The sequence below is a fragment of the Anaerosolibacter sp. genome, from assembly GCF_029240175.1.
Classification (GTDB): Bacteria; Bacillota; Clostridia; order Peptostreptococcales; family Thermotaleaceae; genus Anaerosolibacter.
Map to the genome: position 1 here is coordinate 76,390 of NZ_JARBTM010000004.1, position 12,751 is coordinate 89,140.

16 protein-coding genes are annotated in these 12,751 nt (G+C 34.6%); 15 read left to right on the forward strand and 1 reads right to left on the reverse strand.

The annotated features are described in order from the left end of the window. Nucleotides 1–5 precede the first annotated feature (5 nt). The 13 genes from K0R93_RS03530 to K0R93_RS03590 all read left to right on the forward strand — a co-directional run bounded on the left by K0R93_RS03530 (nucleotide 6) and on the right by K0R93_RS03590 (nucleotide 10,096). Entirely contained in the window at nucleotides 6–515 is a 510-nt protein-coding gene (locus K0R93_RS03530) for a hypothetical protein (RefSeq protein WP_300297649.1), read from the forward strand. Then, nucleotides 515–973, forward strand: coding sequence for an ASCH domain-containing protein (locus K0R93_RS03535; protein WP_300297652.1), 459 nt, complete (start codon nucleotides 515–517; stop codon nucleotides 971–973). The genes K0R93_RS03530 and K0R93_RS03535 overlap by 1 nt, the downstream gene beginning before the upstream one ends. Nucleotides 974–993: 20 nt before the next feature. Beyond that, nucleotides 994–1,227 carry a hypothetical protein gene (locus K0R93_RS03540; RefSeq protein ID WP_300297655.1) on the forward strand — a complete coding sequence of 78 codons (234 nt, stop codon included), beginning with the start codon at nucleotides 994–996 and terminating at the stop codon, nucleotides 1,225–1,227. Nucleotides 1,228–1,799: 572 nt separating this feature from the next. Next, nucleotides 1,800–1,922 carry a hypothetical protein gene (locus tag K0R93_RS03545; protein WP_300297658.1) on the forward strand — a complete coding sequence of 41 codons (123 nt, stop codon included), beginning with the start codon at nucleotides 1,800–1,802 and terminating at the stop codon, nucleotides 1,920–1,922. Between the two features lie 289 nt (nucleotides 1,923–2,211). Continuing rightward, nucleotides 2,212–2,355, forward strand: a complete 144-nt coding sequence (locus tag K0R93_RS03550; RefSeq protein ID WP_300297661.1) for a Com family DNA-binding transcriptional regulator — start codon at nucleotides 2,212–2,214, stop codon at nucleotides 2,353–2,355. Between the two features lie 47 nt (nucleotides 2,356–2,402). Beyond that, nucleotides 2,403–2,849, forward strand: coding sequence for a hypothetical protein (locus K0R93_RS03555; protein ID WP_300297664.1), 447 nt, complete (start codon nucleotides 2,403–2,405; stop codon nucleotides 2,847–2,849). Nucleotides 2,850–3,216: 367 nt separating this feature from the next. Beyond that, a complete protein-coding gene (gene terS, locus K0R93_RS03560; RefSeq protein ID WP_300297668.1) occupies nucleotides 3,217–3,984 on the forward strand; it encodes a phage terminase small subunit in 768 nt (255 codons plus the stop codon). Nucleotides 3,985–5,437: 1,453 nt separating this feature from the next. Next, nucleotides 5,438–5,830: an S-layer homology domain-containing protein gene (locus K0R93_RS03565; RefSeq protein ID WP_300297671.1), complete on the forward strand. Its 393-nt coding sequence runs from the start codon at nucleotides 5,438–5,440 to the stop codon at nucleotides 5,828–5,830. Further along, a complete protein-coding gene (locus K0R93_RS03570; RefSeq protein ID WP_300297674.1) occupies nucleotides 5,831–6,073 on the forward strand; it encodes a hypothetical protein in 243 nt (80 codons plus the stop codon). It begins immediately after the preceding gene. 472 nt (nucleotides 6,074–6,545) lie between these two features. Then, nucleotides 6,546–7,085, forward strand: coding sequence for a hypothetical protein (locus K0R93_RS03575; protein WP_300297676.1), 540 nt, complete (start codon nucleotides 6,546–6,548; stop codon nucleotides 7,083–7,085). Between the two features lie 22 nt (nucleotides 7,086–7,107). After that, entirely contained in the window at nucleotides 7,108–7,530 is a 423-nt protein-coding gene (locus K0R93_RS03580) for a hypothetical protein (RefSeq protein WP_300297679.1), read from the forward strand. A gap of 154 nt (nucleotides 7,531–7,684) precedes the next feature. After that, entirely contained in the window at nucleotides 7,685–8,344 is a 660-nt protein-coding gene (locus K0R93_RS03585; RefSeq protein WP_300297682.1) for a hypothetical protein, read from the forward strand. Nucleotides 8,345–8,560: 216 nt separating this feature from the next. Continuing rightward, a complete protein-coding gene (locus K0R93_RS03590) occupies nucleotides 8,561–10,096 on the forward strand; it encodes a stalk domain-containing protein (protein WP_300297685.1) in 1,536 nt (511 codons plus the stop codon). A 538-nt stretch (nucleotides 10,097–10,634) separates the two neighbouring features. Here the strand turns inward: K0R93_RS03590 and K0R93_RS03595 are convergent. Next, nucleotides 10,635–11,150, reverse strand: a complete 516-nt coding sequence (locus tag K0R93_RS03595; protein WP_330685003.1) for a helix-turn-helix domain-containing protein — start codon at nucleotides 11,148–11,150, stop codon at nucleotides 10,635–10,637. Between K0R93_RS03595 and K0R93_RS03600 the strand changes: the two genes are divergently transcribed. Beyond that, complete coding sequence (locus K0R93_RS03600; protein ID WP_300297887.1) at nucleotides 11,087–11,584, forward strand: ATP-binding protein; 498 nt, start codon at nucleotides 11,087–11,089, stop codon at nucleotides 11,582–11,584. The genes K0R93_RS03595 and K0R93_RS03600 overlap by 64 nt on opposite strands. 18 nt (nucleotides 11,585–11,602) lie before the next feature. Beyond that, nucleotides 11,603–12,685: a DNA-processing protein DprA gene (gene dprA / locus K0R93_RS03605; RefSeq protein ID WP_300297690.1), complete on the forward strand. Its 1,083-nt coding sequence runs from the start codon at nucleotides 11,603–11,605 to the stop codon at nucleotides 12,683–12,685. Nucleotides 12,686–12,751 lie beyond the last annotated feature (66 nt).

A 12,751-nucleotide genomic window follows, 5' to 3' on the forward strand; every position in this document is an offset into this window, starting at 1 on the left:
TAAAGATGGGAAATGACATTATTGAAAAAGCAAAAAATGCATTGGATAGATTACTTGAAGGAAAAAGTTCTATCAACCAAATACGAAATGAGTTTGGATTAAAGTCCATAGATGATAAATTGCTGAATGAATGCTGCAGACGGGTGCTTGTAGAAAGTAATTGTGGAAGAATGAAAGGTTTAAAAGTTGATCATTCAAAGGGCGTAAGAGATGTACTGTTATTGCTAGAGGTTCAAGGTGTAGAAATCAATGGAAACTACATAGAAATAGAAGAAGAACTCGTTAGAAGGCTAAACGAATACGATGAGCTGATGGAGCAGCTTGATACATTATCAGATACAGTAAATATCCTTTCTCCTTTGATGATGAAATGTCATGATCTAAAAGCATTAAATCGTGATTTTGTGCAATTATTGAAAGAGTGTCATGATAAGTTGAATGGTTGGAATAGAGAAGATCATCAACTTCAAAATAGAATTATGGCAGCCATAGAAAAAGCAAAGGTAGTGGAATGATGAAAACTTTATCTATAATTCAACCATGGGCCACATTGATAGCCACTGGTGAAAAGAGAATTGAGACTAGATCCTGGGCAACCAAATATAGGGGACCGTTACTGATCCATTCGAGCAAGAAGATTGAAAAGTTCATATGTGATAAAGAACCATTTTATTCAACCTTGCATAGTAACGGCATAGATTCCTTTGAAAAATTGCCGATAGGAGCCATCATTGCAAGGTGTAACTTGGTTGACTGTCTTAAAATTATAGATTGGGAACTAGGAGATAATCTCAGAATTATAGGAGCAACATTGGAAAACGATCAGAAAGTTTCAGGCAATGAAGTGGAGTTTGGAAATTACTGCTTAGAAAGATATGCATGGATATTGGAGGATGTTGAAATTCTTAAGGAACCTATACCAGCTAAAGGGAAGTTAAATTTATGGAACTTTAGGGGCGAAATTGAGACTTAGAGAAGAAAGGTGGATGAAATATGTTAGAAGAACTATTACTCAAATACAAAGGATATAGTCCATTGCTAAATTATTTTGATGAATCAGATTATGAAGTGGAGACAGGATATCATCCAATGGGATGGCATTGCAAAATTAATACAGAACCTTTCAAGGATAAAGATTTAGAAAAAACTCATGTATACGGATGCAAAACACCTTTGGAAGCTTTGCAACAAGCAATAAAAGATATAAAAGTTATAAGCAGTCTGTGATTTTACATTATGAAACGTGAGTATTGTTGTAATATTTGTTTATCTTAGGAGTATCCAGCAAACAGTAAATTAATCCTCCACTAATGATTTTTAGAGATGGCTAAAATATAAGTTTCCCTCAACCCCACACAGATTTATCTTAAGTACTTTTTAAGCAAATAAATCTTTAGTATATCTAGGTCTTATCTTTAGTAAATGGATATTACTTCACTAGTGATATCAAGTAGCTTAAAATCATTATGACAGTGTGATTATCTAACTTGATATGAATGTTCAGTTCCATCCATTCACCGCCTTCAATAGGTTTTTAAAAACTATTATCTGGGTAGAGTCGAAGGATTACCTTAATTATGATCAAAGAAAATCATGTTTATACACAATAAGGAAATTAAAAATACGACTCAAAATAATTACCATTAGTTTAAAAATTCTGGAGGATTCACATACTACATAAATCTATGGCTTAAATAATGAACTAGGTAGGATGGGAATCAGGTGAAAGCAGGCCTATTGAAAAATAAATTGTGAAAGTGTTGAAGTTAATGAGGTTGATAATTGGGAGTATGGACATAATGATCGCGTTAGTCTTACTTAATGGATTTAGGAAAAATGCCTATGGTGACGGTCATGGAAACTTAGGGGCAGGAACTGGAATTGCATTGTTTCTTGTATCAGGTGTGCTACTTGTATCTTAAACTAAGATTGAGTGGAGGGTGATATATGAGATTTCATTTTCACAAATGGGAATTTATCAAACACTGTGGGGCGTACAATAAGTACAGATGCACAAAATGTGGAAAAGAAGAAATGAGGTATATAGGTGATTATGCTGTAAGGAAACTTGATAATGAACGTATCAGGATATTAAGAAATAAAAATTAATGGATTTAAATAGGGGATGATGTGTATGGATACCTCCAATAATGATAGGAAAGAGTATATATTGAAAAAGGCAGCAGTATAGGACGAGGATGGTGGGACATAATGACAGAAATTAGATGTATTGCTTGTAAGAAGGTGTTGGGAAAGATTCCCGAGGGAACAGAGGTAGAGATCGAGATCAAATGCCCGAAGTGTAAGACGACACATACATATAAGATAGAGGCTCAAGAAGCCCAGGTAGGATAAACCTGGGCTTCTTGTTTTTTATAGAAGATGGGAAGGTGGAGAGAAGGATGAGGTTAAGTGATTCATACATGGATTTGTGCAATTCCATTGATGCATGGAAAGCAAGGCTGGAAGGATATAAAGGAGAGTTGAAGGTTTTAACCAGATTGGCAAGATTAGATGGACCTAGCGATATTAAGGCAGTGAACTATTCTGAGGTGCGTTCAGGTGGTTTTGTTCAGATGCCTTTTCTGGAGGCCCTTGAAAGAATTCAGAAAATAAAAAGCCATATTTTACTCCATGAGGAGGCCATTGCACATCTGGAGGAGACTAAAAGAAAGATGGAAGAAAAGGTTTCACAACTAAGTGGGATTGAAAATCAGGTGGTTTACATGAGGGACTTTCAAAAGAAAAAGCTTATAGAGATCGCCGATGAACTGGGGTATTCCTATGACTATATCCGTGAAATATCAGCTAAGACGAGAAGAAAAGCTGCACAGGAAAAGAAAAAATAGGTAAGGACAATGAGTAAAGAAAAAGGGGGACTAAAATAACGAAAGTCGGATTTTTTAACAGTTCGACATTGGAGGGTCAAAAAACGATGATATATAATGTAAGAAAAAAATTTTTTGAAAGCATGATTTACCATATAAACCCGACTTTCATTTTTGGGACAAAAAAGTGGTTCTAGCCATTGAATTTAAAGGTTAGAAGCTAATTCCATGTAAAAACACGATAAGGAGAACATTTTATAACTCGTATTTTGGAAGGTGAAAAATTGAATGGAACTGACAACTAAACTAATTCAAATGACGATAAGAAAACATTATATAGCAATTGTATCCCTAGCTAAAAATACGAGTTATTCTGATAGGAGGAAGTATGGCAAGAAATCGAAATCCTAATAGAGAAAAAGCATTTAAAATATACAGAGAGCATCAAGGTAAAATAACAACCAAAGAATTAGCACGACTACTTGATGAGAAAGAGAAAAACGTTGAGTATTGGAGAAATGCAGATGATTGGAAGAGAAAATACAATCCAAAAGGTGGGGCTCCGTTAGGTAATAAAAATGCTACTGGAGCTCCAGAAGCAAATCAATACGCAAGAAAGCATGGATGGTATTCAAAATATCTTCCAACAGAGGTGAGAAATCTAGTCAAAGAGGCAGAGGAAGCTGGAGGGTCGCCGTTAGACATCCAATGGGCAATGATTATGACCAAATGGATCAATATACTTAGGTCTCAGAAAATCATGTATGTTAAAGATGAACATGATAAATCAAAAGAGCTTAAGAAATTTAAAAGCCAACAAGATCTAAAAGGCCCAAAAGATGCAAAGATGCTTGTTGAAACATATAGGGAAGAAGAATATGAGATTCAGCAAGCATGGGATAGACAAGCAAACCTGCTAAATTCCCAATCCAGAGCAATGGCTACATTATCCAGGTTGATTAAAGACTATAATGAAATGCTTCATGCTAATTGGGATACAGCTACTGAGGAACAAAAGCTGAGAGTTGAAAGATTGAGGATGCAAATTCAGAATCCAGAGCTGCAGCATAGGAAAGAGCTTAGCGAGAAAAAGCTTGAACTTGAAAGAGAACGGTTCGAGCATACCAAGGAAATGGATAAGACAAAGATGTGGTAAAGCATACAGGGAACAAATGATGCAAGTATGTAAAGATTTAAAAGGAAGACATATTGGGGAGTGGTTTTAAGTGAATCATGGATAAGTTCCACTCCCCCCCCACCCTGGCGAAAAAAATACGAATTCAAAAGACCGGAGGGTATCCCTAATTTTCACACACACTAAAAAAATGACTTTTTCCTTGAAAACTTTTGAAAAAAGTTGAAAATGGATGATAATATTCGAAAATAGGTGAGAACTCAAGCTATTTGAGTCGATGAAAGGCGCATGACCAAATAAATTGAACCAATGTTCAAGATCAATATTGGAGCTGAACGGCTTATGAAGATAGGGAGACTAACAGCTAAGAAGTACCTATAGAACTACTAACCAAAGATTAGAATGTAGGTGATATGGGAATAGCCCTGGCGAACTGAAATATCATATGGTAGTTGAAAGAATCTATGAATTACTACCATGGATTCCAAGACTGTAGTATAGCAAGAACCAAATTGATCATATAATTGATGAAGTAGTTGAATGTTTTCAACGATATTTTTCCGATGAGGAAGAATTTGCTAGGACATAGTGAAGATGCTGGGGCATGCATAATGCTCTGGCTTTTTTTATTTTGCACAGAAATCTAGGTAGAAGAAATCCTCTACAGAATAATGAGTATGCGTAGTGAAATTTCACATATTGCAGAGCAGGGTTCTCACTTGTAAACATTTTGTTAATGAATTTCTGATGGTTCTATTCACATAGATGTTAAAAGATTAATAATAGAACCCTATAAATATAATACCAGAGATTAAACGCAAAGATAATTATAAAAATAGCCTTTGCATTTTATGGTCCAACTGCACTTGAAGACGATGAATTTCTACAGGCTATTTAAGAAGATAGACATGAAATTCGGAAATTGTTTTCATCTAAAAAAGCAATGTAACAAAAACAAAGAACATTACATTCAGGTGGCGTTTTCTGATGATATATAAAGAAGAGAAAATTCTATTTGAATGTAATAGAATACCACATATATTACATTGAGAGAGGGCAAAAAACAAAAGGTACTTTGGGAGGTCCATGAACGCTGCGGGTCTAGCGAAGCCCAAGGTTCCGCTAGATACAAAAAAATTTTCATTGCCCTTTCCGTTTCCAAAACCTAAGGCATAAAGGAGACAATTTCGAAAGGCATTAGAAGTAAAATTTTTAATCAACTAAATACAAACTTAATCTAAATCTATTTTCTACGACAAAACGATAGGTTGCCATCAACCCTATTACATCGTATTAGCTTTAATGTATCTTTGAAATTTAAATAATTTTTAAAAGGATTTTGAAGGAAATTGGAATCTGTCAAGAAATTGGTGTAAACATTCTGAAGTTCATATATATGATTAAGAACGAGGGGGGATTAGAATCTCCCCTCGAAATGTATGCTTAACTGGCCAATATCGACGATAAGGGGACTATGACAGAGGCTACATATAATACTTTGGTGCACCGCTGTGCAGACCTCAGTAAAGAATGGGATCTTGATCCAAAGCCATTGGGCGATCTATGGCTGCACCAGGAAGTAGTAGGATGGAAGGATTGTCATCGATGGTTTGTACAGAATCCTTTGAGTTGGCATAAATTCCAGGAAGAAGTCTTTGAAGTGATGAAAGGGGGAAATATATTGGGTAAAGTATTTAGAGATGTAGCTGATGATCGTTGGTCAGCAAAGGATATAGAAAAAGCAAAGGCACTTGGTCTAATTGCTGGAGATTCAAATGGTAATTTCAATCCTACGGGGCAACTAACTAGGGAGCAGGCGGCAGTTATTATGGTAAGGCTATATGAAGTCATTAAGGAGGGAAAATAAATGACAAAAATTGATTGGATGAGGAAATTAAGCTCACGGAAGTTCTGGAGTTTACTTATGGCGCTTATTGCTGCCGGTTTGGTGTTGGTGAAAGTAGAGGCAACTGTAATTTCCCAAGTATCCGCAGTTATCGGTGCATTTTCTTCGGTTGTTATATATATTCTAGCTGAAGCCAATGTAGATGGAAAAAGAGTTGAAACACCGAAAGTTGAGCTTATTGATAATGATGATACCAGAGCCTAGTGCTTTGGCATTTTTCATTTTTTGACAAGATTATTAAAGGATTTCTATAATTTTTGTAAAATATATACATTTAAAAGTATTTGGGGGTAACACCATGTACGAATTGATTCTTTTTTCTTCATTCGTTTTAATACTAATCATTACTTTCTTTCTACAGCATAGTTTAATAAAATCGAGATATAAGTATGGCTGGATAAAGGTATTCATACCATCAGTTACTTTCATAGTTGTTCAACAATACTTTTTCTTAGAAGCAGATTCAGTGGGATGGGAAAGAGCACTAGGGTACTTTGTTTGTACTTTTGCTTTCGGAACGATGAGTGTTGTAAGTACCTTGCACGGTTTGTGGTTAAGGTTTAGGAAGAAAGAAATATAGTATTAGTAATTGAAGTCACAAGAAATTATTCTCTTGTGAAGTTACGGATAATACTAACATTTGTGTTTTTTAAGTCTAAAGTGAGGAGTGTTTTATTTGAAAATTCCTTTACAGGTGCATAGTGGTGACCCTATAGAATACGGAGATTTTATTTCGGTTAAGAATACTAATTACCCAGGGAGCTACAGACCAATCTGGGGATACTGGTTAAGCGATTATACACCAGGGTCAAAATATCCGTCTGTATGGCTAGAATATGTATATAATGACCCAGAAATGGTCGAATGCCACAGCAGGCCCTACTACTTGGTCTATGAGGTTAAAGATACTAGCAGAGTATATTTTATTAATTGCTATGAGGATTTTATAAAATTAATAGATAGATATCCATTAGAAGTTGATAATTATATTGAGATTGATTTTGAAAAGATGGCATTGGATTGGGATGGTATATACTTAACTAGTTCAGGCTTTATAAGCTGTTGTAATCCAGATATTGATATTCTTGAAATGTATGGAATGAAAAGTACTAAGTATCCTTCATTAGAATCTTGGGCGATCCCTTCCTTGTTAGTTTTTAACCTACAGATCCTAAAGTTCTGTAGGGAAGAAAAAAATATATTTTATAGAGACTAATAAAACATGCGGGGTAAATAATGTGAAACAAAAATTTATAGATTTATTAATCGAGAATAAGATAATCCCAGTACAAGAACCATATTGGAATTCATTCGAAATATATCATAATACACCAGGATGTTCAAAAGAGGTAGATGATATTAGAGATTATATAAGATCGCAGACAAAAAATGTTAACGGAATTTATGTGTATGAAAGAGATAATAAATTTATTTATATAGGAAAAGGAAAACCTATCAGTTATAGGCTCTTTAGCCATTTTAGGGAAAGCTATGAACAAGTTTCTGGTGATAGAACTGGAAAATGGCATCGGTTTTTCAAACAGTATCACGGCAAGCTGAAAGTTTATTGGTTTGAACTAGAAGATGAAAGTGTTCGCTTATTTGTTGAAGAAACGCTTCAAAGAAAATACCAGCCTGAATTTCTCAGTTTTGAAAAGTGAACATGTAAGTTATTTGATAAGCACATACATTTATTAGTAAAATCTTATAAAATTCGACAATCTTTTATATAGTTGTTTAGTATGATAAATATTATAGTGGTGTATAAAGCTATCTTCTTTTTATATTGAATTCTCAAATTAAGGGGGAAAACTAATGCAAAACACAGTATGGAAACAGATCATAAAATGGTTTGTAAAAAAGGTATGGCCACTTATTCAAAAGTTATTAATTGAGTTCATTGTAAGTGTAGTAAAGTGGATATTTGATAAAATTCGCGAAATATTAATTACTAGAAGCGAAAGATGGACTCAAAATGCTGAAGAAAAGGCTAGAAGTGCAGAAGAAAGTGCAAATAGAACAACGGATGAACAAGAAAGAGAAAAATATAAAAGGGAAGCTGAGATATGGCGAAAAGTTGCAGATGACTACCGTTGTGAAAACGAAAATCTTAAATCTGAGATTTCAGACTTTAAAGAGTTTGCAAAATCTACTATAAAGGAAAAAGTAAATGATTTAAAAGTAGATGATGTTTTCAATACAGAAAGAGACATACGATTAAAAGAATATAACTTTTCGAATTCCTTACCTTTAATTACCTCGTCGCAAAATACATCGGATTTACAAAATACGGAAGATAAAGATGAAAATGATGAAGTAGCAAAACTTAAAGCGGAATTAGAAAGTATTAGGAAAGAACTTGAAGAGCAAAGAAATCTTACTAATGTTTGGAGAAATACTGTGAATCAAATACAAGCTGAGAATGAGGAATTGAAAGAGAAACTATCAAGTGTTAGGAAAGTATTTAACGAATAAATAGTAAATAAAAATTATCCAAAGAGAAAATTACATAATTATAGGGTTTTGCTTGTTAGACAATAGCTGGTTAAACCGGGCTATGCAAAAACTAAATTTTAAATATGATACAGGGCAGAATCTCTTCTGCCCTGTATCATATTTCTAACATCATAAAAGGAATTTACTGTAAAATATAGAATGTAATAACCAATAAGAAAAGTTAGGGGGAAGACCATGAGAAGAGGGTTATCGTTGTTATTAACTATAATGTTGCTATTATGCATGCCTGTGATGATAGTAGCTCAGGAGGACACTAGAGTTACTGTGGATGGAAAGCTGCTAAGTTTTGATGTAGCACCCGCATTGGTTCAAGGGAGAACGCTGGTACCTTTACGAACTATATTTGAATCTCTTGGAGCAAAGATAGAATGGGACGGTGTCACAAAAACCGTTACAGGAACCAAGGGTGACACAAAGGTGATACTGACTGTTGATAAGAAAACAGCAACAGTGAATGGAAAGACTGTTGAACTTGAGGTGCCAGGAACTATTATCGATAATAGAACTCTAGTGCCAGCACGGTTTATAGCTGAAGCTTTAGGAGCAAATGTTGTTTGGGATGCAGGGACAAGAACAGCACGAATTACAAGTGCTACAGAACTAAAAGTGCATTTTATTGATGTAGGGCAGGCAGATGCAATTTTTATCGACTTCGGGAACTATGATATTTTAATAGATGGTGGTAACAATGAGGATGGGCAGCTAGTCGTAGATTATCTAAAGAAGTTGAAAACTGATGATATAGAGATTCTAATTGCTACACATCCTCATGAAGATCATATTGGTGGGCTTGATGATGTAATAAAGGCATATAAAGTTAAGACAATAGTAGATAGTGGATATGTACATTCATCTAAGACATATGAGGATTATCTGGATGCTGCATTGGAAGAAAAGGAAAATGGAGCAGAGGTTCTTAAAGACACCGACATGTCCTTTGAACTTGGTGGTGGAGCAAAATTCGATGTAATTGAAACTGGAGATGACTTTGGAGACAACATTAATAATTATTCTGTGCTTACTAAGCTTACATACAAAGATGTAAAGTTCTTATTTACTGGCGATATGGAGAAAGATGTTGAATCAAAAATATTAAATAAAGATATCCAAGCGGATATTTTGAAAGTTGGGCATCATGGATCAAGCACCTCATCAGGAAGAGAATTTTTAGATAAGGTGGGCGCTAAAATAGCCGTTATAAGTGCCGGGCAAGATAATGAATACGGACATCCACACCTAGAAACATTAGTAGCAATAGGTAGATCTGGGGGTAATATCTATAGTACTACGAAAGGCGGTCCTGTGGTTATTACCACCAATGGAGTGGACTATCAGGTTCAAGCAGGACAAGAACAGGTTGAAGTAATAGAGCAGAATTTGCCGGGACAGACAACAAGCCCAAATATTAACGCAGGCGGATCCGGTGTAATAATTAAGGTTATAGATCTTAAAAATGAGACTGTGATTATTGAAAATACATCAGATAAAGATGTTGATATGACAGGATGGAAGTTAGTTTCTGTAGAGGGAAATCAGACTTATAATTTTCCGGATGGATTTGTTCTAAAAGCTAAGAAAACAGTGAAAATAGCTAGCGGTGGAGGTACTTCTGAACTTAATTGGACAAAAGCAAATATATGGAACAATAGTGGTGATCCAGGAGAACTCTATAATAGCAATGGTGACTTAGTATCTAAGTATCCTAGGTAAAAAATAAAGGCAGTTCATGTTGAACTGCTTTTATTTTTTTAAGACTAAATAGAAGTTCAAAAAGTAATTATTAATAGTAAAAATTAAAGAAGCACTCAAATTCATGAATGCTTCCTTATATAATTGACTTTACAAAATACAACAATATTTGTTAAAATGTACAAGGCTTAAGAAAGGGTGAAAGAATGAAACTACTTAAAAAGATTTTTTCAAATTTATTAATAAAGAAGGATACCCCACAAAGAGATTTATCTACATATCTATTAATATCAAATGCTGCTAAAACAACAACGGCTAGAAGATCGCGTTCAGTTTCCTTTTAAGTTATCTTAAAAGGATTTTTTATGTCCATCTAAAATTCGATAAGAATATTAAAAATATTTCACATATTTTGACAAATTAAGAATCTTGTAGTATAACTAGATGTATAGGAAAATATACCTATTCAAGTGTTCTTTTATAAATATTTGCCTTTTTATACATTCTTGAGTAGGTATATTATAATAGGAAGAAACTCAAATTCTTTAGGACTATTTCCCTATTTGGCTGTATAATCGAGTGCTTTATACACTGCTTCTAAGGTAGGCCCGTTGCAACATTTAATTCTTCCATCTTCATAATCTTTAATGGTTGACTGATGGAGATTACAAAGTTTTGCGAGTTCGTGCTGACTTAAACCTTTCAATAGTCTAAATTTTTTTATTATCTGACTAGGCGTATCTTCGGGCCAGTTATCTATTTGCAACAAATATTTAATTGATACGTCAAATACTTCAGATAGCTTTTTTACAGTACTAATATTTGGATAAGTAAGTCCCGACTCGATATTTTTAACCGTAAAGGGGGAAATATTACAGAGTTTAGCCAACTCTTTCATATTTAATTTCATATTTTTCCTGCATTTTAACACTCTTTGTCCAAGGGTTTCTTCAGGTAGCTCTTGGATTAAATTTTCGTCTATGTTCCATGTAAAAGTTATTGTTTTGTGCTTTGTTCCTGCATGCTTGTCCTTGTGGCTATTATGGTGATAGTACCCATCAATGCACTTGTTCACCGCCTCAGATCAAAAAATACCTATCAAAGATATCAGGGCCCCTTTTAGACCGAATAGATATGCACATTGAAGTATTTCCAGTCCAATGTAGTGAGTTACAGGCTGAACAGGGATCAAAGAGTAGTTTAGAGTTAAAACAGAATGTGAATGCAGCTCGGATGATACAACTTCAGCGATATGAAAAAGAAGGTATCCTTTTTAATTCTCAGTTGAAGCCTAAATTAATGAAGAAATATTGTAAAATAGGGAATGCGGAGAAAGAACTTTTAGAAACAGCATTTAATAAGCTTGGTCTTAGCGCAAGGGCATATAACAGGATTATCAAACTAAGCAGAACAATTGCGGATTTAAATGGTTGTGAGAGAATACAGGTTTCCCATATTGCAGAGGCAATACAGTATAGGAACTTGGACAGAAAATTTTGGAATCCATAGGAATAAGGGTGATGATTCATGGAGGAAAAATACTATCTTGCTTGGTTAAATCATGTAAACGGCGTAGGGCTAAAAACTGTTGAAGCACTCATGCACCGATTCGGAGATGCTCAGAAAGTTTTCACCGCATCTGCCAGTGAATTATTAGGGGTTAAAGGAATAAATGAGAACACAACTCATAACATAATACAGAACAGAAAAAAAGAAAGTGTCGAATCGTTAAGAATAATTATTGAAAAATTAGGTATAGATATATTATCAAGAAACGATATGGAATACCCTAGTAATCTGAAAAATATTTATGATCCACCATATCTACTCTATAAAATTGGAAACATCTGCAGTAAGGATGAAAATGCCGTAGCGATTGTTGGTGCAAGAAAGGCAACACCCTATGGAAAATGGGCAGCTTATAAATTGGCGGGAGATTTGGCTAAAAGAGGAATTACTATTGTCAGTGGTATGGCTTATGGCATCGATACAGCAGCACATAGAGGCGCATTAGATAGTGGAGGAAGAACAATCGCAGTATTAGGTTCTGGTGTGGATGTTTGTTATCCAAAATCAAACTATTCACTCATGAAGGAAATTGAAAAAAATGGTGCTGTAGTCTCAGAATATGCTATTGGAACTCCGCCTGCACCCAACCATTTCCCACCTCGAAATCGTATCATTAGTGGGTTGGCAAAAGGTGTTGTCGTCATTGAAGCAAATGCGAAAAGCGGGTCTTTGATAACTGTTGAATTTGCCCTAGAACAAGGTCGTGAGGTACTTGCTGTTCCAGGCAATATCAACAGTGGACTTAGTATGGGTACAAATCAGCTAATCAAAGATGGTGCTAAAATAGTGACCTGTGTAGAAGATATTATAGAAGAGTTGGGAATCAGAGAATCAAAGACAATAGAGAGGCAAGTAACAGAACTAAGCGCTAGTGAAAATGAGATTTACAATATAATTAGAGAGTACCAGCCAATACACATGGAAATTTTATCCTTGAAAACAAAGCAAAGTATTGATAATATAAACAGTATTGTTACTATTTTGCAATTAAAAGGATTAGTAGATCTTTTACCGGGAAAAATATTGATAGTAAATAATTGAGGCGGAAGTGTTTTGAAATAACAATAGGTTTCTGATATAATAGCTATTGTTTTATTATTTGGAGGT